This window comes from Sulfitobacter litoralis, from assembly GCF_900103185.1.
Lineage (GTDB): Bacteria > Pseudomonadota > Alphaproteobacteria > Rhodobacterales > Rhodobacteraceae > Sulfitobacter > Sulfitobacter litoralis.
Genome location: NZ_FNJD01000013.1, coordinates 24990 through 47832, shown reverse-complemented (window position 1 = coordinate 47832; position 22843 = coordinate 24990). Strand labels below are relative to the sequence as shown.

The window sequence follows — 22843 nt, the reverse complement described above, 5'->3', positions numbered from 1 at the left end:
CTGCGGAACGCCGTTCCGCAGCCCCTGACAGCAGTTGTAACGATCAATCAGAAACTTGCAAACTATGGGTGACTATGCGGCAACTTTTCCCAAGGCGACATAGGCCTCATGCTGGGACAGGAACACGCTGCCTGTCAAATCGGAGATGAAGTGCTGCTTTTTCAGGCGATCCATAACGGGGCCTTTGACCTCGGACAGGTGCAGCTTGATTCCCATATCCCGCAGCCTTGTGTTGATCGCCTCGAGCGATTCCAGCGCGCTAAAGTCGATCTCGTTGATGGCAGAGCACATCAGTACCACGTGGCGCAGGCAGGTATCTCCGGCCAAACGGTCATAGATGCAGTCCTCAAGGAAACGCGCGTTGGCGAAATACAGGCTCTCGTCGATGCGTAGGGTCAGCACGGTCGGGCAGGTTTCGACGTCGTGGCGGTTGATATTTCGAAAGTGTTCGGTGCCAGGCACCAGGCCCACCTCGGCAATATGGGGTTTGGTGGTCTTATAAAGATGCAGGAAGATCGAAAGGACCACCCCGCAGGTGACCCCCAGTTCGACTCCGCTGCCCAAAGTGATCAGCATGGTGGTCAGAACGGCCGCGAAATCGGATTTGGAATAGGACCACGACTTTTTCAAAATCGTAAAATCAACCAGCGTCAGGACAGCAACAATGATCGTCGCGGCCAGTGTCGCTTGCGGTAGAAAGAACACCAGCGGCGTCAGCGCCAATGCGGCAATGGCCAGCCCCACGGCGGTATAGGCCCCCGTCGCCGGTGTCTGGGCCCCTGCGTCAAAATTGACTACCGACCGCGCGAAACCGCCCGTGACCGGATAGCCGCCGGTAAACGCCGCCCCGATATTCGCGGCCCCCAGCCCGATCAGCTCTTGGTCCGGATTGATGCGCTGCCGCCTCTTTGCGGCAAGGGTCTGAGCGACCGATATCGATTCCACAAACCCGATGACAGAGATCAGGAACGCGGGCAGCAGCAGGTTGCCCATCAGGTCGAACGACAGATCCGGCATCGTCAGCGGCGGCAGGCTTTGCGGGACAGCGCCCACAATTTTGACGCCCTGCCCCGCGAGATCAAAGAACCAGACCGCTAGCGTCGTGACCACAACAGCCGCCACCGGCCCTGCCTTGGTCGCCACATCCGCCGCCCGCGGGCCGACGCCGCGGGCACGTAAAAACGGCTTGAGCCCCTTGCGCACCCAGAACAGGAACAGCGTCGCTGACACGCCGATGGAGACCGTCGTCCAGTTCACATTGCCCAGATTGCCCCAAATCGACATCAGCAGCTCTGCAAGATTGCCGCCCGAGGCATCAATGCCCAGAAGGTGCTTGATCTGGCTGGCCGCAATGATCACGCCTGAGGCGGTGATAAACCCCGAGATGACGGGGTGTGACAGGAAGTTCGCCAGAAACCCCAGCTTGAACACCCCCATCACCAGAAGCATCACACCCGACAGCAACGCCAGCGTCAGCGCTGCGAGGGCATAGCCCATCGTGCCCTGATCGGCGATATTGCCCAAGGCAGCCGCCGTCATCAGCGACACCACCGCCACAGGCCCCACCGCCAGCGCACGGCTGGTCCCAAACACCGCATAGAGCAGGATCGGCACGATGGACGCATAAAGCCCCGCCTCGGGCGGCAGTCCGGCCAACAAGGCATACGCGAGAGACTGCGGGATCAGCATGATGGTGACGATCACCGCCGCCATCAGATCATTGGACAAAGCCGACTTGTCATAGTCGCGCCCCCAGTCGAGGACTGGCAAATAGCGGCGGACAGCGACAGGAATACGCACCCGCTTACAACCCGTTCACCGGCACCTTGAGCATTAAATTTCCATCCTTGTCGCGCGGCATATGCCCTGCACGCATGTTCACCTGAAGCGACGGGATGATCAGTTTCGGCATGGCAAGCTGCGCGTCACGTTCGGTGCGAAAGGCAATGAATTCGGCGCGGGTTTTACCGCCGCCCACGTGGATGTTATGCGCCTTCTCGTCGCCCACCGTGGTCTCCCACTGTATATCGCGACCGTTGGGGCCATAGTCGTGGCACATGAACAGGCGCATATCTTCGGGCAAGGCCAAGACCTTTTGGATGCTGTCATACAGCTCTCCGGCGTCGCCACCTGGGAAATCCGCGCGGGCAGAGCCACCGTCGGGCATGAAAAGCGTATCGCCCGTGAAGGCCGCGTTGCCCATGACATGCACCATACAGGCGGGCGTATGGCCGGGGGTGTACATCGCGAAACATGCCATACCGCCAACGCTGTAGCGGTCGCCGTCCTTGAACAACGCATCGAACTGCGACCCGTCGCGCTGGAATTCGGTGCCTTCGTTGAACACTTTCCCAAAGGTGTCCTGCACGGTCATGATCTGCTCTCCGACGCCGATTTTGCCCCCCAGCTTTTGCTGGATGTAGGGCGCGGCAGACAGGTGGTCGGCGTGGACATGGGTCTCTATGATCCACTCCAACGCAAGGCCCTGCGCTTCAACCTCGGCAATCAGCTTGTCCGCGTGGTCATAGGTGATCCGTCCGGCGGCATAGTCGATATCCATAACTGAATCGATGATCGCACAGGCGTTGGAATCCGGATCGCGGACAATATAGCTGATCGTATTGGTCACCGGATCAAAATGCCCCGACACGATAGGGGTGACATCCATATTTACAGGGTACTCAGTCATTGTCATCCGCTCCACTTGCGTTTGGCCGGCCTGAAATGCAGGCTTGCCATCAGTCTTCGAGTCAAACATATTCATACTATGGAATTCTTAGCGAGGGAAGCGGATTATGAGACTTGATCGACGCAGTTTCTTGCAGCAAAGCGCTGCGACATTCGCCTTGACCGGTCTGGCCCACCCCGCCCTCGCGCGCATCACCATCGCAGAGATGACGCTGGATGTTGTCAGCGACGGCCACCTAGAGCTGCCCGGCAGTTTTGCGTTTGAGGGACTGCCCAAGGATGATCTGATGCCGGTGCTGCAAGCCCTTGGCCAACCCTATGATCCGCTGACCCCACCTTGCAACCTCAGTCTGCTGCGCGGTAACGGACGTACCGTGTTGTTCGACACGGGCGCAGGATCGGCCTTTATGCCAAGCGCAGGCAAGCTGCCTGACACGCTCGATGCCCTTGGCGTTGCCCCCGAAGAGATCACGGATGTCGTGTTCACCCACGGCCATCCCGACCATCTGTGGGGCGTGCTGGATGATTTCGACGACCCGTTGTTCGCCAACGCCAGCTATCATATGGGCCAGGAAGAATGGGCACATTGGACCGACCCCAACACCGTCAGCACCATCGGCAGCGCCCGCCAGTCCTTTGCCGTGGGCGCGGCACGCCGGCTAGAGGTCATTGCAGAACGGACGCAGTTTTTTACCGACGGGGCAGAGGTCCTACCCGGCGTCGGGGCGCGGCTGACGGCGGGGCACACGCCCGGACATATGTCATTCGAAGTGCGCGCCGGTAACAGTGCAGCGATGATCGTGGGCGATGCCATCGGCAATGACCATATCGCGCTGGCCCGCCCGTCTTGGGAGGTACCATCAGACCAGAACCCGCAACAGGCCGCGCGTACGCGGGTCGGATTGATCGGCGATCTTGCCGCTTCACAAATGCCGATTGTAGGGTTTCACCTTGGGCAGGGCGGTATGGGGCGCATCGACAAAAGCGCCGAAGGTTACGCGTTTATCCCCGTCGCCTAAGCACCCAGACGGCGCTCAAAATCCGTCAAGCGCGCTTTGCGTGATCTCGTCCAGCAAGCTCTGGACCTCTTGCATCGGGCCGTCAGGATAGGTCGGGTAGCCGACAGAGACTTCACCCTCGATATCCGTGACAAAGATACTGTAGGGACAATGGGCGATGTTCATCGGATCTGCCTCCATCATCTTGCGAGACACCACGGCAGAGCAGAATAAAAACACATCCGCCGCGCGGAAAATCTCTACGTCGCTGCCAACATCCCGAGCTGTGCGGGCCAGCATTTCGCCGGTGTGGCTGACGTGATCAATCACCAGCCCCTTGCCGACAATCGCGTTCTCGACCGCGAATGTCGCATCGTCAAAGCTGCCGTCATAAGGGTAGGTCACCGCCTGATCCTGCGCGGCCAGCGGGGCCGCACTTAGGCAAAGGGCGGCGGCAATAAGCATCGGTTTCATACTCTGTCCTTTCGCGACGGGCACGCCCTTAGTGTAGCACCGAAAGGTCATTCCGCCAATCGGGCGCAGGATCAAGGCGCCGGAAAGCTCTTGAGATAGGCGATCACTGCCTCGATCTCGGCATCGCTTTTCAGACCCGCAAACCCCATCTTGGTCCCCTTCATGAACCCGCGTGGCGAGGTCAGGAAGGCGTCAAGCGTCTGGGGTGTCCAGACCAATCCTTCGTCGGCTTGCGCCGTCAGTGCACGCGAATATTTGAACCCGTCGACCTGCCCCGCAGGCGCATCAACGATCCCGTTCAGCACCGGACCCGCGCGGTTCTTCGCCCGCTCGCCCAGTTGGTGGCAGGCTTTGCATTTGCGAAACACCAGCTCGCCATCGGCAAGCAATTCCGGGTCGACGGAGGCCTCTTTCGGCGCGTCCTTGGCCACTACGGGTGTCTCTGGCTGTGCTGTATCGGTCGCCGTATCCGGGACCTCATCCTTGGGCGTCACATCCAGCGACAGCGCCCGCATGGTCACCTCAACGCCGTCTTTGCAGTCGGTCATACAGGGTTCGGCGCGCCATTGGGCAAGCTCTGCGGTTTCGCGGTCGTCACGGATAAAACCGTCAGCATTGGGCATCTCGACCGAGGTAAAGTTATCCTGCGTCAGCACGAAATCCTCGTCCACCAGATCGTTGGAATACAGGATATAGGCCACGATGCTATAGACCTCGTCCACTGTCAGCGTCCCTGCATCGCCGTAAGGCATGGACCGGCGGATATAGTCGAAACTCGTCGATAGATGCGGCCAGTATGACCCCACCGTTTTCACTGGATCGGCATCAGCAAGCGTGTCTTGTCCGCCCGCCAAGGCTGGCCAGTTTCCGCGCCCCTCGGCAAAGTCCCCATGGCAGGCAGCGCATTTCTCGGTAAAGATGTCCTCCCCCGTGAGGGCATCCCCCTGCCCTTGCGGCAGATCGCTTCCATCGGGGTGCACATCGATATCCCACGCCGCGATTTCCTCGGGCAGCGCTGCGCGACCTAACCCGTAGGGGGCCGCATCCACGGGCAGCGCCATAACCGATACGCCCAAACACAGGGCGATGGCCTTAAGATACTTCGACATTTTCAACGCTCCCGTCCTTGTGCAGCCACCACGTCTGGATGCCGTTGTTGTGGTAGATAGAGTTCAGCCCCCGCACATCGCGCAGCTGGGTTTTAGTCGGCTGGACATAGCCGGTGTCATCCATCGCGCGCGATTGCAGCAGCATCTCTGCGCCGTCCCACTGCACATCCAGATAAAAGCGGGTCAGGGCCATGGGCGTACCCGGCTGCGCCAGCCGCGCTGTCTGCCACGAGGCCCCGCCATCCGTGGAGACATCCACGCGGGTGATCGCACCGCGCCCCGACCATGCCAGCCCCGTGATCACCAAAGGCCCCGCCCCATGCGGGACTGGCGATTGCGGACTTGGCGCTGTGATGACGGATTTGGCGTCCATCTCCCACGTCCATTTGCGGCTGGTGCCATCGGCCAGCGTATCGGTATATTTCGAGGTTTCCTCGCGGCTCTCTACCGGCGCGTCCGTGACCTCTATCCGGCGCAGCCATTTGACCCACAGGTTGCCCTCCCAGCCCGGCACGACCAATCGCACGGGATAACCGTGTTCCTTGCGCAGCGCCTCGCCATTGGCCTTGAATGCGACCAGCACGTCATCAAGCGCCTTGTCCATCGGGATCGACCGCCCGTTTGACGAGGCATCCGCCCCCTCGACGTAGACCCACTTGCCTGCGGTGTCATAGCCTGCTTCCTCTAGCAGCAGGCGCAGGGGCACGCCGGTGTATTCCATGTTGTGGATCATGCCGTGCGTGAACTGCGCACCGTTCAACTGCGCGCCAGCCCATTCCATCCCCGAATTGGCGGCGCATTCACAGAAATACACATGGTTTTCGCGCGGAAAGCGTTCCAGATCGGCGTAGGTGAACACCAGCGGGCGGTCCACCAGCCCATTCAACATCAGGCGATAGTCCTGCTTTGACAGTTCAATCGCGCCCGAATGGTGCCGTTCAAAAGCGCAGCCCTGCGGGGTGATCGTGCCGTCAAGCGCATGGATCGGCGTAAAATTGATCGAGCTGATGGTATCCGCCGTCAGCCAGGGCACATTGCGCCGCACCACATCGTCTTCGAACCGGATCGGCAAGCCGTAGGGGGTAACATCGACACCGTCGCCCAGTCCCTGCGCCCAAGGTTGAGGGTCGGTGATCAACGGGTCCGGCGCTTGCGCCGTAGCACCGCGTGCGGCCATTGCCCCGAGGCTGGCCGTCGCCGCGCCGCGCAAAAAGGCCCGTCTGTTTGTTTTCTTACGTGGTGCCATGGCGCTGCCCTCCCGTGCTGCCGTGTTACGCGCCTTTGACGCTGACGCTGGTGTTGGGGTCCAGCGACACCGTGCCCTGCTTGCGAATGTGGTTTTCCACGACATCCCAGATCGGAGGGCCTTCGGTGCCTTCGTTCACACTGGCCCATCCCGCGACCTGATAAGACTTGGCCGGATCAATGCGTTCGCCGGTTTTCAGCAAGGTTAGTTCGGTGATGCGGCTGCCTTGGGGTTGGGTCACATCAATGCGGTAGCCAAGCCCACCTGTGCGCACCATATCGCCCCCCTGCTGGTAATAGGGATTGGGGTTGAACAAGTTGTCGGCCACGTCTTCCAGCACGATATGCAGGAATTCACCGGTCATCTCGGTCCGGTAGGCTTCGGGGTAGGTCATGGAGGTGACGTTAAAGATGTCCTCGCGCGTGATGTCCTGTCCCGGCAGGATCGACGGCCCCCACCGCACACCCGGGCTCAGCGCGATATCGGCCTCGCGCTCGGACAGCAGTGCGTCGCAAATCAGGTCATCCCACGTGCCGTTGAAGTTGCCACGCCGGTACAGCAGCGTGTCCTCTGCGGTGGTGCCGATCACCTCGGTCAGTTGGTCAAGGTAAGGCGCACGCTGTTCGTCGATCAATGCGGTCATCGCGGGATCAGGTGCAATCACATCCGAGAAGATCGGGATCAGCTTGTGCCGGAACCCCATCATACGGCCGTTCTGCACATCTAGATCGACGCGGCTGACGAATTTGCCGTTCGACCCTGACGCCACGATAATCGTCTCGCCCACCAGCACAGGCTCGGGCAGCGCGTCATGGGTGTGGCCGGACAGGATCACGTCGATCCCCGTCACCACGCCCGCCATCTGCTTATCTACGTCAAATCCATTGTGGCTCAGGCAAACGACCAGCTCGGCCCCTTTGGCGCGCACCTCGTCTACCATTTCCTGCATACGTTCGTCGCGGATACCAAAGGAGTATTCGGGGAACATCCAGCCGGGGTTGGCAATCGGCATATAAGGGAACGCCTGCCCGATCACCGCGACCTTGACACCACCGGTCTCGTAGAACTTGTAAGGGGGGAACAGCTCGGCTGGTTCGTCCCATTCGGCGTCAAAGATGTTTTGGCCAAGGGCGGCAAAAGGCAGCCCTTCCACGAGCTCGGCCACGCGGTCAGAGCCGAGCGTGAATTCCCAGTGAAAGGTCATTGCGTCGGGCTTGAGCGCGTTCATCACATTGACCATGTCCTGACCTTGGGTGTGATAACAGGTATAGCTGCCGTGCCACGTATCGCCGCCATCCAGCAGCAGCGCGTCAGGCCGGTCGGCGCGGATCTGGTTGACCACGGTCGCCACGCAGTCCAGCCCGCCCATCTTGCCGTAGCCCTGCGCCAAAGCTGTGAAATCGTTATAGGTCAGCGCATAAGCCGACGGGCTGCCATCAGCGATGCCATAAAGCTTGCGGAAATCCGCACCGGTCACATGCGGCACCTGCCCGCGGTTCTCGCCCACACCGATATTCACCGACGGTTCGCGGAAATAGATCGGTTTAAGCTGCGCGTGGATGTCGGTCACGTGGATCAGGCTGACGTTGCCAAACGTGTCGAATTCCAGCAGCTTGTCCTGCGTGAGCGCCTGTTGCGCGGCCAGCTTGCCCCAGTTGCCAAAAGAAGACGCACCATACAGAGCTGTTGCAGCCATACTAGCCTGAAGAAAATCACGACGAGAGATCATAGATTGGCCTTTTCGACGCGCAATTCATATGCGCATGTTTGAATAACATTGTGAGAAAAAAACCTGCCTCGCCTCAGCAAGACAGGTCTTTTCAGGTTAGTTGCGGACAGAGGGTCCTTCGACCGAAAGCCCGTTACCACGTGAGCCTACATAAAGCTCCAGAGCCACGAACTCGGGGCTGCCGGGGGCAAAGGTTTCGGCACGGGTGTCGCGCACGCAGCCTTTGAAGCGGGCCTGCACCGCGTTCAACTTGGTGTTTTTCAGACGGTAGGTTGGAAAGCCGTTGATCTGACCCTGGCTCAGGTGATCCGCGCGGATCATGTTGCCATAGTTGTCCTCGTGGCAATTCGCGCAGGACAGTTCAAGCTGGCCAAAACGGGTATAATAGATGTCCTTGCCCTGCTCCCATGTGGACTGGGCCGGACCGTCGATGGCGACATTCACCGGCATCCCGCGCGACACAGAGGAAATTAGCGCGGTCATGTTCACCATGTCCCCGCCCGTGTATTTCCACTTTTCCGCACCCATGCGGTTCTCGCGGCAGTCGTTGATCTGCATTTCAAGCGTACGCACTTCGCCTGCAGATTCCACATACTTTGGATAGACCGGACGCACACCGGCCATCTCGGACGACGCACCGTGACAATCAGCGCAAGATTTACCCTCTGCGCCGTCGGCGGTGTTCCAGACCTCCTCGGCCTGTTCCACAAAGATCATGCCGGGGTTGTCAAAGTCATCTGCTTCCATCGCGCGGGTTTCGGTGCCGCGAAACAGCCAGCCTGACATGACTTCGTCGACCGCATCCGACATATGCGCGGGTGCGGCAGTACGGGTCACGATGTCGATCTCTTCGTTGATCACCAGCGTATCATCCACGGGATCGGCAAAGGCCCCCGTCGACATCAGCACCGCAGCAAGGCACACGCCCAGACCTTTTGTGAAATTGCTCATTCCTGTTCCTCCCAAGGATGCGGACGCTTAGCTGATCGTGATGTCTTTGGTTTCCTCGTAGACATCGCCGTCATCGTCATACCACGTGAAAGTGAATGTCCCCGCTTCGGGCACTGTCGCGTCGAATTCGAAATACGGGTTGGTCGAGATCGCAGGTTCCATCGTCACGTCGACAACATTCTCACCGTTAAAATCGCAAGTAAAACGGTTGATGATCGACCGCGGGATCGTGTTGCCGTCGCCGTCCTTGCGTTGACCGGATTCCATCTTGTGGCTGATCAATGTCTTGATCGTGATGGTTTCGCCAGCCGCTGCTGACTTGGGGACTTTGACGCGGGGTTTTACACCAGATGCCATAATATTCTTCCTCTAAGCCTTAGCCGCCGCAGCCGCCGATTGTTACTTTAATGGTACTGGTTGCCTTGGCAAAAGAGCCGTCCGCCAGCTTGGCAATGGCGATCACATCTTGTGTGCCGGCCAGACGAATGCGTGTGGATGCGTGCTGTGTCGCGGCAAGCGGACCGAACTTGAAAGTCGCCACGGGCGGCGTGGGATTGCCAAGCGCCAGCACCAGGATTTCGGTCGCGCCGGGGGCGTCCACCTCGATCGGGACGGTATTGCCGTTTTCCGCAATCTCGGGGGCGGTCAGGGTCACACCTGTGTCCGCCATCTCAGCGCCACCGGTAAAGGCAGCAATCGCGTCGTCACCGGCAGCAGCCACCGCCAGCTTGGGCAGGAACAGCGCGGCAAAGGCACCTGCCCCCATCACAATCGCACTACGTCGTGTAAATTCCATTATCATCACTCCTGATCAGATCCCGCGCGGGGGCTCTTACTCTTTCAATGTGGCAAGATAAGCCACGACATCCTCGATCTGCTGGGCGGCCAGAATAGGCCCCAGCGTGTCGTCGGCTGCCTTGCCGGTATAGGCTTTGCCCGGACGGATATAGCCGCTGTCCTTGTAAAAGGCGGGCATCATTGTCCCTTCGAACATCATCTTGGCGTTGGCAACAATGCCGCGCAGTTCGGCTTCGGTCCAGCGGTCACCTGCACCATCCAGCATCGGGCCGATTTCACCCTGCCACGGCACGTCAGGCAAAGCGCTGATCTGGTGGCAGGCAATGCAGTTGCCAAGCTTTTTGCTGCCCACGATCTTGGCCCCCTCTTCGGGGTTGCCGGGCGTGCCGGTCAGCGATTGCTCGACCGCGCCATAGTCGTCATAGGCCACGTCACCGGGGATCACGTCGGCCGCATGGGCAGCCGCCGCAAAGCCAACAGAGGCCACCAAGGCAAATACGGAAACTTTCATGCGTCCTCCCACAGACATTACTTTTGAAAACACTACTGCCCGCGCCAAAGTGACGCAACTATAAATTCAACTTTTTGAATTTCTAAGCACAGCTAAGCATTTAACCATTCCTACCGCCGCTATTCCTGTTCTTCAATCAGCATACGGGCATGATATTTCTGAAATGTCTCATCGCCGTCATAGCCCTTGTCCACGACCCAGTTCATCATGTGAAACGTCGTCGCCGGACCAAAGGCCCCTGGCACCGTCGCAACCGCGGCTTCGACCGCTGTTTGCCCTTCGGCCACGGTTTGCGGAAAATACATCAGCGTCGGCGTGAACATCTGCCGCCATTTGCGCACCATATCCTTTTCGGGCAGCGTTTCTCCGTCAAAGTCGGTGACATCGACGTCGCCGAACATATTGATCTGCACGACATAGAAGTTGTCCTTGAGGTAGGCGTCAATCTTGGGCAGCGGAAAGACCTCTTCGTGCATCTTGTTGCAGTAGATGCAGCCACGCTGTTCGATGATGACCATCAGCCGCTTGCCCTCGTCCGTGGCTTCGGCCAGATCGTCGCGCAGGTCCTTGAAGGTGTCGCGCATCCATGCGGCCTTATGCAGACCATCATCACCCAAAGTTGCAGCCCCGACCGCCGTCGCCAGACATGCCGCAGCCACAAGCACGGCCAAACTGTTTCGGATCATCTTCATCACAAGGTCCCTCCGGTTGTTAGCCAATGACGCTGAAAACGGGGAAGGTTTCAAGCATCCACTGCGCAATATAGTTGATCGAATTCGTAGCGATCAGCAGACCAAACACGATCAGCAGCACCCCCATCGCTTTCTCTACCGTCCCCAAATGCTGCCGGAAACGCGCCATCCAGCGCATGAACGGGCCGACGAACAATGCCGCCAGCACGAAGGGCGCGGTCATCCCGATGCCATAGGCCAGCAAAAGCAACCCGCCCGTCACTGCCGTTTCTGCGCCGGCGGCGGTGAACAGGATCGCCGCCAGGACCGGGCCGACGCACGGCGTCCAGCCAAAGGCAAAGGCCAGCCCGATGACATAAGCCCCCCAAAAGCTGGTCGCGGTGGTGCTGCCCGCATCCGCGCGAAACTGGCGGTACAGAAATCCGATGCGGATCACCCCCAGAAAATGCAGCCCCATTGCAATAATAACCGCCGCCGCAACCCATCGCAGAACGTCAAAGTAATCACGCACGATTTGGCCAAAGGTGGTCGCTGCCGCGCCGAGTCCCACAAAGATCGTGATCACCCCAGCCGCAAAAAACAGCGCCGCGATCACCGCGCGACGCCGTACGCCCGCGTCAATCGGCCCGTCTGCGGTGATCTGGTTCATGCCAACCCCCGCCAGATAGCTCAGGTAGAATGGGACAATCGGCAGAATGCAGGGCGATAAAAAGGACAATAGCCCAGCCAGCGTCGCGCCTACAAAGGTGATTTCTAGCATGCAACTTGCCTTTATCTTGTACCATTCACATATTCACATTATGTATTTTGAAATCAACAGGTGAATTCCCTATGCGGCTGCGCACTGCTTTCTTATCCCTATCGGTGGCCGCGGGTCTGGCGTTTACCCCGATGATCGCGGCGGCTCAGACCACGCTGGTCATGGTCGAAGAGCAGGGCTGCGTGTGGTGTGCCCGCTGGAACGAACAGATCGCGCCGATCTACCCCAAGACCCAAGCCGGCCAAGCCGCCCCGCTGCGCCGCGTCGATATTAACGATGAAAAACCGGCGGATCTGCACTTTGCCCGCAGCCTGCATTATACGCCGACCTTTGTGCTGATGGTCGACGGCAAGGAAATCTCTCGGATCGAAGGCTATCCGGGTGAAGATTTCTTTTGGGGCGTGCTGGAAAAGATGCTATCCGACGCCGATCTGATGCCAGACCCCGCCAAAAGCTAGCGCATCCCTTATGCGCACGCCAATCCCTTCTCACTACGCTAAGGATTTTAATCAGTGGGTATCCCCGGTTCCGATACAGAAATGAGCCAAGCCGATCTGGACCGTATGTCCGAGAACGCGATACGGGCCTCGAACTTCCTCAAGGCGATCAGCCATGAGGGTCGTTTGATGATCTTGTGCCATCTGTCTGCCGGCGAGAAATCAGTCACTGAGCTGGAGGCGCTGCTGTCGGCGCGTCAGGCTGCCGTATCGCAGCAGTTGTCACGCTTGCGGCTTGAAGGGTTGGTGACCCCGCGCCGCGACGGCAAGACGATCTATTACCGGCTAGCGGATGACCGGCCCCAAAAGATCATGGAAGTGGTCTACGAAATGTTCTGCAAGCCAGACGCTCAGGACTAGCCCGCGTTCAGCACTGCTCCAGATAGGCCAATAGCCGCGCTTCGGATGCGAAAAGGCCCGTTTTGCGGCCCACGTCGATCGCCGGCGCGTCTGCGCCCGCCAAATCAATCACCGCCGGATGAATATAGCTGTTGCGTGCCACCGTGGGCGTATTGCTGAGCTGTGCGGCAGCGGCCTCGGCCAGTTGCTTGATCGTCGCGTGCCCTTGTTCAGCGGCCTCAAAGGCGGCGACGGTGCCTGCCCAGGTGCGAAAGGTCTTGGCGGTAAAATCATCGCATCCCGCCGCTTCGGCGATATAGGAGTTCAATCCCGCAGAGTTGAGCTGTTGAACCGTGCCCTGCGCGTCCGCCCATGTCAGCAGCTCGGCCCCCGGCAGGTCACTGACTTTGTCGAGCGTCTTGGCAAGCGTCCGGTCATTGATCTGACGCCGCACCTTCTTGCCCCCTTTTGCGGTGTACCGCAGACGGATCACATTTCCGTCGAGCTTGACGTGTTTCGCCCGCAACGTCAGCGTGCCATAGCTGCCATTCTCGCGGGTGTAGTCAGCGTTTCCCACCCGCAAGGACGCGCGATCGATCAACGTCACAGCGCTCGCCAGTGCAAAGCTTCGCTCACCTGCCTCTTGATCCAGATCTCGGGCCACAAAGCGCCGCAATCGGGGCAACGCATGGGCGAAATCTATCAGACTGGCGAACTTCGTCTCGGACTGTGCCTCGGACCATTTCTCGTGATAGCGGTACTGCTTGCGGTCACGTGCATCACGCCCAGTGGCCAGCAAATGCCCGTTCGCGAGCGGCGTCATCCACACGTCTTCATAAGCAGGCGGGACCGCCATCGCCTCGAGCCGCGCGCGTTCCGCGCCGCGGGCAATCGTTGCCCCGTCTGGCGCTTTATAGGTGAACCCGCGCCCGTGGCGCTGGCGGGCAATGCCGGGGCGGTCATCCCCGTAATAGGTCAGCCCCGCGCCGCCCATCCGGTCAGGTCGCCTCGACTTCGGAGGAAAGCTTGAGCACCTCATCCCCGTCGTCCTGTTCGATTAACAATGCGGGATCATCGTCGGACCCGTTGCGCGTCACCTCTGACCCTTTCAGGGTGCGTGTTACGCTTTTGGTAAACCGTTCCGTCACTTCGCCGGTGGCAGTCCCCTGCCCCCAGTCCCATTTCACTTTTGTGCCTTTGGATATACCAGACATCGTCGTCCCCCCCCCAACTGCTGTGTATGGAGGGATAACCACGGATGCGAGAAACGGTTCCCGCGGCTCAGACCCGCCAGCGCAACACGCGCGTCTCGATCGCCGCGATCACGGCACTGACGCAAACCCCCAATACCGACAAGATCACCACGCCCGCGAACAGACGTTCAAGATCGTAAAGGCTGCCAGCTTCAAGGATATATGCCCCGATGCCATATTCCGCGCCCAGCATTTCAGCGGCCACAAGCAGGATAATCGCAATCGCCAAGGAAATGCGCAGCCCCGACAGGATGCCCGGCATCGCCCCTGGCAGAACGATTTTTCGCACGATCGACCACCATGACAGGCCAAAACTTTGCCCCATCCGGATCAGCCCGCGGTCCACGTTGTCCACCGCCGCATAGGTCGCCACGACCGTGGGCGTGAACGTCCCAAAGGCGATCAGTGCATATTTACTGCCCTCGTCAATGCCGAACCAGATCACAAACAGCGGCAGCAGCGCGATCTTGGGGATAGGGAACAGCGCCGCAACGAGGGGCACCAGTCCTGCACGCACATAGCTGAACAACCCGATCATAACGCCCACGCCCACGCCAACCAAAGCGCCAAGGGTCGCCCCCACGGCCAGCCGGCTCAGCGACGGGGCAAGATGTTTATACAGCATTCCCGATTGCCATAGCTCGACAAAGGTCATCGCCACATCCGACGGGCGCGGCAAGGTAAGGTTCGTGATAAACCCACTGCGCGTTCCCCATTCCGCAAAGAGGATCAGCAGAACAAAAACCAGAATACCCATGCCCCGCCGCTGTTTCGGAGCGAACCCGCCCCCGCGAAAATCGACGCGGCGGCTGGTTGTGTGTGCTGTGTCAGACATGAATGAGCTCCGCATCGGCGGCAGCGGCTTCTTCGCGCATCAGCCCCCACAAATGTTGTTGTTGTGCCTCAAGGGCGGCGTCGCCATAGGCGCGCTCTGCCAACGGGGTGGTCAGATCAACCACCTCGCGGATCTGTCCGGGACGGCGCGACAGAACCACGATCTTATGTCCCAGACGCACGGCCTCTGCCAGATTGTGCGTGACATAGACGGCGGTGAAAGGCTGGCGTGTCCACAGGCTGATCAGATCGTCCATCAGCAGCTCGCGCGTCTGGCTGTCCAGCGCGCTGAGCGGTTCGTCCATCAACATCACCGCAGGGTTCACTGCCAAGGCGCGTGCAATGGCCACGCGCTGCTTCATCCCGCCAGAAAGCTGTTTGGGCAGGGCATCGGCAAATTCGGTCAGCTTGGTGCGCGTCAGCACATCATCGATGATCCGCGCCCGCGCAGCGGCGTCCAGCCCGTGATCCTCAAGCACCAGCGCCACATTGCCGCGCACGCTGCGCCATGGCAGCAACGCGAAATCCTGAAATACATAGGTCAGCGGGTTCAGACAGCCAGCAAGCGGTGTGCCCAGTTGCAGTACCTCGCCCGACGTCGGCTGCTCCAGCCCGCCAAGCATCCGCAACAGGGTCGACTTGCCACAGCCCGAAGGCCCGACGATGCAGACAATCTGCCCCGACGGTATATCAAGGTTGATGTCGCGCAGCACTTCGGTCTCGCCATAGGTATGGCTGACGTTCGCTAACCTAAGATCCATGAGAAACGTCCTGAAATATAAAAGGCCGGGCAAAGGCTGCCCGACCTTACGTTGGTGAAGGCGACGCGATCAGGCGCCGATGGTGTCAACGAACGACGTGTCGATCAGTGTCTCAAGCGTGATATCCGCATCCACCAGACCTTCGGACTGGAACCAATTCAGCTGGTCGCGCACCGATGCTACGTTCAACGCGGCACCTTCGTTCAGACGCATGGTGCCGTTGACGATGCCCGGTGTCGCGGCCTCTAGCGTCTTGTCGGTATAGACATAGTTGTGGATCAGCTTGACCATCTCGGCCACACCTTCAGCGCCGGCGGTCTGTTCGATCATCGCCGCGTTGTAGTCGGCAGCCCCCTTGGCATAGGCCGCAAGGTAATCCTGCGTTTGCTGCTTTTCGTCGGTCGCATTCTTGGTCGAGGTAAAGACCGTGGTGACCTGATAGTCGGGCAGATAATCGGACACGTTCCCGATGATATGCACCGCGCCCGACCCCGCCAGAGGCTTGGCGATATGCGGCACGATCGACCAGGCATCAATTTGGCCGGTTTTCAGCGCGCCGATGATGGCTCCCACCTTCTGCAACGGCTTGAACGACAGGTCGATCCCCTCGGCCTGCGCCATCTTCGAGCCCATATAATGGAACGACGATCCTGCCGTGGTCATGCCAAAGCTCTTCCCGTCCAGCATCGCCGGCGCCGTCACACCCGCCTGATAGGCCGCGTCCGAGGCTAGAAACTTCTGCCCATCGATGCCCTTTTCCTCGGACAGCGCACCGCCGATCACCTTGATCGCGCCCTTGTCCGCGAGGGACACCAACCCGCCCGAGATCGCGGTCACGGCATAATCGACATCCCCGCTGGCGATCGCCACGGCCATCGGCTGCGCCGCCTGAAAGAACTTGATCTCTACGTCCAGACCCGCCTGCTTGAAATACTCGCGCTGATACGCCACGAATGTGCCTGAATGGCTGGTAAAGCGCAGCGCACCCAACGTGATCTTTTTACCTTGCGCAATGGCCGGCGCGGCCAGCCCGACGGCAGCGGCAGCACCCATGGTGGCCAGTGTCTGGCGGCGGTTGAATGTGGTCATGCTATCCTCCCCTTGGATTTGCGCGCACAATGGGTCGTGGCAAGACGGTGTGTCAAGCACCCGTCCCCCGAAAACTATCCTCAAGAACGAACCGTCACCACACGCGGCACCCAGCCTCGCCAGCTTCCAAATGGTCTTAAATCCTCGCCGAAGGCTCCCCAGATTGCCTCCGACAGCGACAGTGCCTATATGGGCGCAAAGGGTGCTCCTGCCCGTCCTCTCTACAAAAGGCCCGATCCCATGACCTTCGACCGTTCGATCAAAATCGCCCCGTCTATCCTTGCCGCCGACTTTGCCAATTTCGGAGCCGAGTGCGAAGCCATCGAGGCGCAGGGCGCTGACTGGGTACATGTCGATGTGATGGACGGGCATTTCGTCCCGAACATCAGCTTTGGCCCGACCACCTGCGCCGCGATCCGGCCCCATATCAAGGGCGTAATGGACGTACACCTGATGATCGAACCCGTTGATCCCTATATCGATGCGTTTGCCAAGGCCGGTGCCGATGTGATCACCGCCCACGTAGAGGCCGGCCCCCACATCCACCGCACGCTGCAAGCGATCCGGGGCGCGGGTGCCAAGGCCGGTGTCGCGCTGAACCCCGGCACGCCTGCCTCTGCAGTAGAGCACCTGTTGGACGTCGCCGATCTGGTCTGTGTGATGACAGTGAACCCGGGTTTTGGCGGACAAAAATTCATCGACATGAGCGACAAGATCCGCACCCTGCGCGCGATGATCGGCGACCGTCCGGTGCATATCGAAATCGACGGCGGCGTTGATGTGAACACTGCGTCCAGCGTGGCGCAAGCAGGGGCCGATGTGCTGGTCGCAGGCTCCGCCGTGTTCCGTGGCGGGTCTGTCAGCAACCCCGCCCCCTACGGCGAAAACATCCGCGCCATCCGCGCCGCGGCCGAGGGCGTTTACGTCTAAGCATCAGCGCAGACCAGCCATGACCGAGAAAGGCCGGCCCCCGCACGGGGACCGGCCTTTCTCTATTGGGTATCACAAAGGTACTTAGGCAAGCTGGTCCTTGAACGTCTCGATCAGCTTGTGCTTGAGAATCTTGCCCGTAGGTGCTGCGGGCAGTGACGTCCCGATGATGAACTGGCTGGGGCGTTTATAACCGGTCAGCCGCTCTTTGACGAAGGCCTTGAGGTCTTGCGGGTCCAGCGTGTCGCCCTCGGCAATCTGAACAAAAGCCAGGACCTCTTCGTCATTGCCGGTGGACCGGCCGACCACAGCGGCCTGAATAACCTGCGGATGATCGTTAATCGCGGCCTCGACTTCGGGCGGATAGACGTTGAACCCGCCGTGAATGATCAGCTCTTTCGAGCGCCCCAGAATATGCAGGTGGCCGTGTTCGTCAAAGGACCCCAGATCGCCAGTGCGGAGCCAGCCGTCAGCACTCAGGACTTTGGCCGTCTCTGTCGGGTTCTTGTAGTAGCCCTTCATCACATGGCCCCCGCGGGTCAGGACCTCGCCCTTGCCGTTGCTGCCGCCCTCGACTGTATCGTCGATCTTGGTCTCGACGCCGGGCAACGAAGGCCCGACCGAAATATCAGGCGATCCCAGCGGGTTGCTGGTGGCCGAGATACCAGCCGTGGATTCCGTCATGCCATAGCCATTCTGGATCGCGACGCCATAGAACCCTTCGGCCTTGCGCTTCCACGTGGGGTCAAGCGGTGCCGCCCCCGACGACACATAGCGCAGCGTTTCGGAGTTCAGCTGCGTCAGCCCTTGCTCCTTAGTGTATTGCATCAACAGCGCATGCATCTGTGGCACAGCGGATAGGAAATTCACCCCCGTTGTGAGGGCCGTGTAGAGTTTTCCGGCCGAGAAACGCGCCTCGAGCCGGATTTCGGCTCCGGCACAGCAAGATGCGGTCATGACCGAGCACAGGCCAAAGACGTGGGTCAGCGGCAGCACCCCATACACCACATCGCCCGGATTGATCCCGCGCAGTTTTGCCGACGCCTTGCCGCCAAAGCGCACGTTGTCATGGGTCAGCATCACACCTTTGGGATCGCCTGTGGTGCCGGTCGTATACAGCAGCACGGCCACATCGCTTAGTTCATCATCGGGGTTGCTTGCGATCGGCGTCGCCAGATGCATCGTGCCGAAGGCACCGGTGATTTCTGCGGCATTCAGGGTTTCGGCGTGGACGGTTGCATCGATTGAAGCATGGCAGGTCAGCACCACCGCAGCCGGTGCTGCATGGTCGATGATCCGCTGGATTTCGCCCGCACTTTGCCGTGCATTGACAGGGATAATGACGGCACCCGCTTTCCATGTGCCAAACACCGTCGCCACGGCGGCGGCACAGTTTTCCGACAGCATCAGGACGCGGTCATTGGGCTGCACACCGGCATCCTTGAGCGCCTGCGCGATGTCGTCGCTTGCCTTGTCGAAATTCTTGTACGTCCAGCGTACCCCTGTGCTGTCGCTCAGCGCGGGCGCGTCGCCGCGTGCGGCCACTTGATCCGCCAGAAATTGCTCTACACGTACCATAATATTCTCTGCCTCCCCGCAGTCAGTCAGAACCCGGTCAGCGCGTCTGGCTGCGGGTTGGGTCAATAGATCGGTGGCTGAGGCTCAGCCGCCGTAATTCGGTGTGCGCTTTTCCAAGAAAGCGGCGATGCCTTCGGCGGCCTCATCAGCGCCGGTGGCGTGAGCCATCGCATCACATTCTGCGTCAAGCTGGTCAGCCTCGGACACGTCATAGGCCTGCGCGACCAAGCCGCGGATCACCCGTTGGGCATCGCGGGGTCCTGCGGCCAAACGATCGGCCAACGCCATAGCAGCATCAAACGCGCCGCCTTTTTCGGTAACGACATTCACCACGCCCAGATCATGCATCCGCTCTACCGTCACGGGCTGCGCCAGCAGACACATCTCCATGGCGAGCTGCCGTGGCAAGGCACGGGCAAGCGAGGCGGTCAGCCCCCCGTCAGGCACCAGACCCGCCTTGACGTAGGCGGCGGTGAACTTGGCACCGGCAGCGGCAACGATCAAATCGCAGGCCAGCGCGAAAGACAGCCCCGCGCCCGCGGCACCACCTTCGACGGCGGCGATGACAGGCACCGGACAGGACCGGATCGCGCGGATCAAGCTGTGCAATTCGTTGATCTTGCCGCGGCGTTCATCTTTGGGCATGTCGCGGCGCGCGATCAGAACGTTCAGATCGCCCCCTGCGCAAAAGAAATCCCCTTCGGAGGTCAGGATCACGGCACGGATACGCGGCTCGGCGGCCATTTCAATCGCTTGGCCGATGCAAGCGTAAAGCTCGGGCGACAGGGCACCCCGCTTATGCGCGTTTCCGTTCCAGATGACGATCCGGTCACCCTTGTCTTCGATCCGAGCGCTCATTTCAGTTTCTCCTGTGGGACGCGCTTGAACACGCCTGTGGATGTCGCAATGACCGTGCCGTCTTCGTGGACGAGTTCAGCGTCGATATACAGCAGGCTGCGGCCACCGCCCTTGATCGTTCCGGTCGCGGTCACGCGACCCGGCATACCAGCGGCCAGAAACTGCGTCGTCAGCGAAATCGTGAGGAACGGGTGCTGGCCCGTGGGGTCCACGCTGAGCGATCCGGTCATACCACAGGCGTTATCCAGCAATGTGGCGGCAATACCGCCATGAAGAACCCCATGGCGGTTAAAGTGCTGCGGACCCAGATCAAGAAAGCAGCGCCCGTGGGCCTTGTCGGATATATCCACGACATATCCGACAAGGGTTTGGGTGCCGGTCTCGTTCCGGATCAGCTGGCTTTCATCAAGCTGCTGCAAGGGCAATGAAACGCTCCAGATGGTGGTCTGTGTCCCCAAAGCGGTGATCGGCCATGATGATACGCTTGGCGATATGAGCCAGTTCGTATTCTTGGGTCATGGCGATACCACCGTGCATCTGGATACTGTCTTCGGCAACCAGACGGCCCGCGCGGCCCAGCAGGTTCTTGGCGGCAGAGATATGTGTCTCGCGCGCTTTGTAATCGGCGTCGAGGTGGCCAGCCGCAACGATCACGGCGGAACGCGCCTGTTCCATCTCGATCAGCAGATCGGACATCCGGTGCGCAAGCGCCTGGAACGTGCCGATGGGCTTGCCGAACTGTTTGCGGGTCATCAGGTATTCGCGGGTCAGGCGGGTTGCCGTTTCCATTGCGCCCAGTGTTTCCGCACAGATCGCGACATTGGCCGCTGCGACGCGGGCCTCAATGGCCTTGAACGCCTTACCGGCTTCACCCAGACGGGCAGAGGCAGGCACGGACACATCATCCAGCGTGACTTCGGCGGCACGGCCACCGGCCAGCAGCGCATAGCCTTGCAGCGTGATACCCTTGGCGTCCGCCGGAACGAGGAACAACGAAATACCGTCTTCGTCGCCCGCATCGCCGCTTTCGCGGGCAGAGACGATGAGCATGTCGGCGTTTTCTGCGTTGACCACAACAGCCTTGCGACCGTTCAGCACCACGTTGTCGCCATCGACCTTGGCCGTAGACGTGACCTGGTTCAGGTCATAGCGGCTGGTGGGTTCACCGTGGGCAAAGGCCACCTGCAGCGTGCCTCCGATCAGCTCTTCGATGTGGGCCTGCTGGTCGTCGTTGCCCAAATCGGCAATCAGACCGCCGCCCAGAATGGCGGTATCAAGGAAAGGTTCGACCACGCCTGCGCGGCCCAGTTCCTCGAACACAACTGCGATGTCGAAACCAGCGCCGCCAAAGCCGCCCTGATCTTCGGTGAACAGTGCGCCAATGACACCCAGCTCGGCCAGACCGTTCCAGATATCCGCGGAAAAACCGGAGTCGCTCTCGAGGATTTTGTTACGCGTTGCCGTGTCGTATTTGTCGCGCAGGAAACGGCGCAGGCTGTCTTGCAGCATTTGGCGTTCTTCTGTCAGGTCGAAGTTCATGCTCCACCTCCCATCGTTGTTTTGGCAATGATCTGGCGCTGGATTTCGTTCGAGCCGCCAAAGATCGACAGTTTACGGTTGTTGAAATATTGCGCGGCGACGGGGCCGGCATTCAACGGATCAGGCAGGGCCAGGTTTGACCCTTCGATCGCTTCGGATGCGAATGGCATCGCATAGGCACCAGCGGCACGACGCGCGAGATCGTTGATCTCTTGACGGATGATCGTACCTTTGACTTTCAGCATGGACGATTCAACACCCGGTGCCGCACCCGCTGCCGCCTTGGAGACGATGCGCAGGTTTGTGGTGCTCATCGCCATCAGGTCGATCTCGACCTGCGCCACACGTGCCGCGAAATGCGGGTTCTGCATCAACGGCTTGCCGCCGGACATCTCTGCCTTTGCGATACGTTTTACCGCGGTCAGACCCGCCTGCGAGAAACCGACGCCCGCAATGTTGGTGCGTTCGTGGGTCAGCAGGTACTTGGCATAGGTCCAGCCTTCGTTCTCTTTGCCAACAAGGTTTTCAACCGGTACTTTCACGTCCGAGAACCAGACTTCGTTCACCTCGTGGGTGCCATCGAGCAGGATGATCGGGCGCACTTCGACACCGGGGGTGTCCATGTCGATCAGCAGGAAGGAGATACCCTCTTGCTGCTTCACCGTCTTGTCGGTGCGCACGAGGCAGAAGATCATATTCGCGTGCTGACCCAGCGTGGTCCAGGTCTTCTGGCCATTGACGATGTAGTGCGTGCCTTCGTCGTTCAGAACCGCTTCGGTCTTGAGCGAGGCAAGGTCGGAACCGGCACCCGGCTCGGAATAGCCCTGACACCACCAGTCTTCACCCGCCAAGAGGCGCGGCAGCCAGTAATCGTTCTGCTCTTGCGAGCCGAATTTCTGCAGCACGGGTGCCAGCATCGACAGGCCAAAGGGTACAATGCGCGGCGCATAGGCGGCGGCGGCTTCTTCTTCGAAGATGTGACGCTGAACCGCGTTCCATTCCGCACCACCAAATTTCTTGGGCCAGTTCGGGGCCAGCCAGCCTTGGGCGTTCAGGATCGCATGCCACTGTTCCTGACCGTCCTTACCAAGCTCTTCACCCTTGCGGATTTTGTCGCTCATTTCCTTGGGGAGCTTTTCCTCTAGAAAGGCCCGCACTTCGGCGCGGAAAGCCTTTTCTTCGTCGCTATAGCTCAGATCCATTTGTCTT

General features: G+C 60.0%; 26 protein-coding genes. 4 read left to right on the top strand and 22 right to left on the bottom strand.

Annotated elements, in window-relative coordinates; all coding sequences use genetic code 11:
• Positions 1 to 72: 72 nt before the first annotated feature.
• Positions 73 to 1800 carry a SulP family inorganic anion transporter gene (locus BLQ98_RS11535; RefSeq protein WP_093733467.1) on the bottom strand — a complete coding sequence of 576 codons (1728 nt, stop codon included), beginning with the start codon at positions 1798 to 1800 and terminating at the stop codon, positions 73 to 75.
• 4 nt (positions 1801 to 1804) lie between these two features.
• Positions 1805 to 2689, bottom strand: coding sequence for an MBL fold metallo-hydrolase (locus tag BLQ98_RS11530; RefSeq protein WP_093733504.1), 885 nt, complete (start codon positions 2687 to 2689; stop codon positions 1805 to 1807).
• Positions 2690 to 2795: 106 nt separating this feature from the next.
• On the opposite strand from BLQ98_RS11530, the gene BLQ98_RS11525 reads away from it, so the two are divergent.
• Complete coding sequence (locus tag BLQ98_RS11525) at positions 2796 to 3707, top strand: MBL fold metallo-hydrolase (protein WP_093733466.1); 912 nt, start codon at positions 2796 to 2798, stop codon at positions 3705 to 3707.
• A gap of 15 nt (positions 3708 to 3722) precedes the next feature.
• Here the strand turns inward: BLQ98_RS11525 and BLQ98_RS11520 are convergent, their stop codons facing one another.
• From BLQ98_RS11520 to BLQ98_RS11475, 10 genes are all read right to left on the bottom strand, one after another.
• Positions 3723 to 4160: a DUF302 domain-containing protein gene (locus tag BLQ98_RS11520; RefSeq protein WP_093733465.1), complete on the bottom strand. Its 438-nt coding sequence runs from the start codon at positions 4158 to 4160 to the stop codon at positions 3723 to 3725.
• A 71-nt stretch (positions 4161 to 4231) separates the two neighbouring features.
• Complete coding sequence (locus BLQ98_RS11515) at positions 4232 to 5269, bottom strand: c-type cytochrome (protein ID WP_093733464.1); 1038 nt, start codon at positions 5267 to 5269, stop codon at positions 4232 to 4234.
• A complete protein-coding gene (gene soxC / locus BLQ98_RS11510; protein ID WP_093733463.1) occupies positions 5253 to 6515 on the bottom strand; it encodes a sulfite dehydrogenase in 1263 nt (420 codons plus the stop codon). The genes BLQ98_RS11515 and soxC overlap by 17 nt, the downstream gene beginning before the upstream one ends.
• A 25-nt stretch (positions 6516 to 6540) precedes the next feature.
• Positions 6541 to 8244 (bottom strand): thiosulfohydrolase SoxB, encoded by a 1704-nt coding sequence (gene soxB / locus BLQ98_RS11505; RefSeq protein WP_093733462.1) that lies wholly within the window; start codon positions 8242 to 8244, stop codon positions 6541 to 6543.
• 96 nt (positions 8245 to 8340) lie between these two features.
• A complete protein-coding gene (gene soxA, locus BLQ98_RS11500) occupies positions 8341 to 9195 on the bottom strand; it encodes a sulfur oxidation c-type cytochrome SoxA (RefSeq protein WP_093733461.1) in 855 nt (284 codons plus the stop codon).
• 27 nt (positions 9196 to 9222) lie between these two features.
• Positions 9223 to 9552, bottom strand: a complete 330-nt coding sequence (gene soxZ / locus BLQ98_RS11495; RefSeq protein ID WP_093733460.1) for a thiosulfate oxidation carrier complex protein SoxZ — start codon at positions 9550 to 9552, stop codon at positions 9223 to 9225.
• A gap of 19 nt (positions 9553 to 9571) precedes the next feature.
• Positions 9572 to 9991 (bottom strand): thiosulfate oxidation carrier protein SoxY, encoded by a 420-nt coding sequence (soxY, locus tag BLQ98_RS11490; protein WP_093733459.1) that lies wholly within the window; start codon positions 9989 to 9991, stop codon positions 9572 to 9574.
• A 36-nt stretch (positions 9992 to 10027) separates the two neighbouring features.
• Entirely contained in the window at positions 10028 to 10504 is a 477-nt protein-coding gene (soxX, locus tag BLQ98_RS11485; RefSeq protein WP_093733458.1) for a sulfur oxidation c-type cytochrome SoxX, read from the bottom strand.
• A gap of 119 nt (positions 10505 to 10623) precedes the next feature.
• The gene (locus BLQ98_RS11480) at positions 10624 to 11196 is read right to left on the bottom strand and encodes a thioredoxin family protein (RefSeq protein ID WP_093733457.1); all 573 of its coding nucleotides are present in this window, start codon (positions 11194 to 11196) and stop codon (positions 10624 to 10626) included.
• A gap of 19 nt (positions 11197 to 11215) precedes the next feature.
• Positions 11216 to 11956 (bottom strand): cytochrome c biogenesis CcdA family protein, encoded by a 741-nt coding sequence (locus BLQ98_RS11475; RefSeq protein WP_093733456.1) that lies wholly within the window; start codon positions 11954 to 11956, stop codon positions 11216 to 11218.
• A 71-nt stretch (positions 11957 to 12027) separates the two neighbouring features.
• Between BLQ98_RS11475 and BLQ98_RS11470 the strand changes: the two genes are divergently transcribed.
• Together BLQ98_RS11470 and BLQ98_RS11465 are read left to right on the top strand one after the other, a co-directional pair.
• Entirely contained in the window at positions 12028 to 12414 is a 387-nt protein-coding gene (locus BLQ98_RS11470) for a thioredoxin fold domain-containing protein (RefSeq protein ID WP_093733455.1), read from the top strand.
• A gap of 81 nt (positions 12415 to 12495) precedes the next feature.
• Positions 12496 to 12813: an ArsR/SmtB family transcription factor gene (locus BLQ98_RS11465; protein WP_093733503.1), complete on the top strand. Its 318-nt coding sequence runs from the start codon at positions 12496 to 12498 to the stop codon at positions 12811 to 12813.
• Positions 12814 to 12820: 7 nt separating this feature from the next.
• Here BLQ98_RS11465 and BLQ98_RS11460 read toward each other — a convergent pair whose 3' ends face one another.
• From BLQ98_RS11460 to BLQ98_RS11440, 5 genes are all read right to left on the bottom strand, one after another.
• Complete coding sequence (locus BLQ98_RS11460) at positions 12821 to 13786, bottom strand: DNA topoisomerase IB (RefSeq protein ID WP_093733454.1); 966 nt, start codon at positions 13784 to 13786, stop codon at positions 12821 to 12823.
• A 4-nt stretch (positions 13787 to 13790) separates the two neighbouring features.
• A complete protein-coding gene (locus BLQ98_RS11455) occupies positions 13791 to 14006 on the bottom strand; it encodes a hypervirulence associated TUDOR domain-containing protein (protein WP_093733453.1) in 216 nt (71 codons plus the stop codon).
• 67 nt (positions 14007 to 14073) lie between these two features.
• Positions 14074 to 14880 carry an ABC transporter permease gene (locus tag BLQ98_RS11450; protein ID WP_208596057.1) on the bottom strand — a complete coding sequence of 269 codons (807 nt, stop codon included), beginning with the start codon at positions 14878 to 14880 and terminating at the stop codon, positions 14074 to 14076.
• On the bottom strand, positions 14873 to 15640 hold the full coding sequence (locus BLQ98_RS11445; RefSeq protein WP_093733452.1) for an ABC transporter ATP-binding protein: 768 nt from the start codon (positions 15638 to 15640) through the stop codon (positions 14873 to 14875). The genes BLQ98_RS11450 and BLQ98_RS11445 overlap by 8 nt, the downstream gene beginning before the upstream one ends.
• Before the next feature lie 69 nt (positions 15641 to 15709).
• Complete coding sequence (locus BLQ98_RS11440) at positions 15710 to 16729, bottom strand: ABC transporter substrate-binding protein (RefSeq protein WP_093733451.1); 1020 nt, start codon at positions 16727 to 16729, stop codon at positions 15710 to 15712.
• A 240-nt stretch (positions 16730 to 16969) separates the two neighbouring features.
• Here BLQ98_RS11440 and rpe point away from each other — a divergent pair, with 240 nt between their 5' ends.
• Entirely contained in the window at positions 16970 to 17659 is a 690-nt protein-coding gene (gene rpe, locus BLQ98_RS11435) for a ribulose-phosphate 3-epimerase (RefSeq protein WP_093733450.1), read from the top strand.
• An 84-nt stretch (positions 17660 to 17743) separates the two neighbouring features.
• Here the strand turns inward: rpe and BLQ98_RS11430 are convergent, their stop codons facing one another.
• From BLQ98_RS11430 to BLQ98_RS11410, 5 genes are all read right to left on the bottom strand, one after another.
• A complete protein-coding gene (locus BLQ98_RS11430) occupies positions 17744 to 19237 on the bottom strand; it encodes a class I adenylate-forming enzyme family protein (RefSeq protein ID WP_093733449.1) in 1494 nt (497 codons plus the stop codon).
• Between the two features lie 84 nt (positions 19238 to 19321).
• Positions 19322 to 20095: an oxepin-CoA hydrolase, alternative type gene (locus tag BLQ98_RS11425; RefSeq protein ID WP_093733448.1), complete on the bottom strand. Its 774-nt coding sequence runs from the start codon at positions 20093 to 20095 to the stop codon at positions 19322 to 19324.
• The gene (locus tag BLQ98_RS11420; RefSeq protein ID WP_237272206.1) at positions 20092 to 20514 is read right to left on the bottom strand and encodes a PaaI family thioesterase; all 423 of its coding nucleotides are present in this window, start codon (positions 20512 to 20514) and stop codon (positions 20092 to 20094) included. The genes BLQ98_RS11425 and BLQ98_RS11420 overlap by 4 nt, the downstream gene beginning before the upstream one ends.
• Positions 20501 to 21634 (bottom strand): acyl-CoA dehydrogenase family protein, encoded by a 1134-nt coding sequence (locus BLQ98_RS11415; RefSeq protein WP_093733446.1) that lies wholly within the window; start codon positions 21632 to 21634, stop codon positions 20501 to 20503. The genes BLQ98_RS11420 and BLQ98_RS11415 overlap by 14 nt, the downstream gene beginning before the upstream one ends.
• Positions 21631 to 22836, bottom strand: coding sequence for an acyl-CoA dehydrogenase family protein (locus tag BLQ98_RS11410; protein ID WP_093733445.1), 1206 nt, complete (start codon positions 22834 to 22836; stop codon positions 21631 to 21633). Before BLQ98_RS11410 ends, BLQ98_RS11415 begins: the two co-directional genes overlap by 4 nt.
• Between the last annotated feature and the right edge of the window lie 7 nt (positions 22837 to 22843).

Bases quoted from the DNA above. Each gene is read 5' to 3' on its own strand.
- BLQ98_RS11530 (WP_093733504.1), bottom strand. From the start codon at position 2,689: ATGACTGAGTACCCTGTAAATATGGATGTCACCCCTATCGTGTCGGGG.
- BLQ98_RS11525 (WP_093733466.1), top strand. From the start codon at position 2,796: ATGAGACTTGATCGACGCAGTTTCTTGCAGCAAAGCGCTGCGACATTC.
- BLQ98_RS11520 (WP_093733465.1), bottom strand. From the start codon at position 4,160: ATGAAACCGATGCTTATTGCCGCCGCCCTTTGCCTAAGTGCGGCCCCG.
- BLQ98_RS11515 (WP_093733464.1), bottom strand. From the start codon at position 5,269: ATGTCGAAGTATCTTAAGGCCATCGCCCTGTGTTTGGGCGTATCGGTT.
- soxC (WP_093733463.1), bottom strand. From the start codon at position 6,515: ATGGCACCACGTAAGAAAACAAACAGACGGGCCTTTTTGCGCGGCGCG.
- soxB (WP_093733462.1), bottom strand. From the start codon at position 8,244: ATGATCTCTCGTCGTGATTTTCTTCAGGCTAGTATGGCTGCAACAGCT.
- soxA (WP_093733461.1), bottom strand. From the start codon at position 9,195: ATGAGCAATTTCACAAAAGGTCTGGGCGTGTGCCTTGCTGCGGTGCTG.
- soxZ (WP_093733460.1), bottom strand. From the start codon at position 9,552: ATGGCATCTGGTGTAAAACCCCGCGTCAAAGTCCCCAAGTCAGCAGCG.
- soxY (WP_093733459.1), bottom strand. From the start codon at position 9,991: ATGGAATTTACACGACGTAGTGCGATTGTGATGGGGGCAGGTGCCTTT.
- soxX (WP_093733458.1), bottom strand. From the start codon at position 10,504: ATGAAAGTTTCCGTATTTGCCTTGGTGGCCTCTGTTGGCTTTGCGGCG.
- BLQ98_RS11480 (WP_093733457.1), bottom strand. From the start codon at position 11,196: ATGAAGATGATCCGAAACAGTTTGGCCGTGCTTGTGGCTGCGGCATGT.
- BLQ98_RS11475 (WP_093733456.1), bottom strand. From the start codon at position 11,956: ATGCTAGAAATCACCTTTGTAGGCGCGACGCTGGCTGGGCTATTGTCC.
- BLQ98_RS11470 (WP_093733455.1), top strand. From the start codon at position 12,028: ATGCGGCTGCGCACTGCTTTCTTATCCCTATCGGTGGCCGCGGGTCTG.
- BLQ98_RS11465 (WP_093733503.1), top strand. From the start codon at position 12,496: ATGAGCCAAGCCGATCTGGACCGTATGTCCGAGAACGCGATACGGGCC.
- BLQ98_RS11460 (WP_093733454.1), bottom strand. From the start codon at position 13,786: ATGGGCGGCGCGGGGCTGACCTATTACGGGGATGACCGCCCCGGCATT.
- BLQ98_RS11455 (WP_093733453.1), bottom strand. From the start codon at position 14,006: ATGTCTGGTATATCCAAAGGCACAAAAGTGAAATGGGACTGGGGGCAG.
- BLQ98_RS11450 (WP_208596057.1), bottom strand. From the start codon at position 14,880: ATGTCTGACACAGCACACACAACCAGCCGCCGCGTCGATTTTCGCGGG.
- BLQ98_RS11445 (WP_093733452.1), bottom strand. From the start codon at position 15,640: ATGGATCTTAGGTTAGCGAACGTCAGCCATACCTATGGCGAGACCGAA.
- BLQ98_RS11440 (WP_093733451.1), bottom strand. From the start codon at position 16,729: ATGACCACATTCAACCGCCGCCAGACACTGGCCACCATGGGTGCTGCC.
- rpe (WP_093733450.1), top strand. From the start codon at position 16,970: ATGACCTTCGACCGTTCGATCAAAATCGCCCCGTCTATCCTTGCCGCC.
- BLQ98_RS11430 (WP_093733449.1), bottom strand. From the start codon at position 19,237: ATGGTACGTGTAGAGCAATTTCTGGCGGATCAAGTGGCCGCACGCGGC.
- BLQ98_RS11425 (WP_093733448.1), bottom strand. From the start codon at position 20,095: ATGAGCGCTCGGATCGAAGACAAGGGTGACCGGATCGTCATCTGGAAC.
- BLQ98_RS11415 (WP_093733446.1), bottom strand. From the start codon at position 21,634: ATGAACTTCGACCTGACAGAAGAACGCCAAATGCTGCAAGACAGCCTG.
- BLQ98_RS11410 (WP_093733445.1), bottom strand. From the start codon at position 22,836: ATGGATCTGAGCTATAGCGACGAAGAAAAGGCTTTCCGCGCCGAAGTG.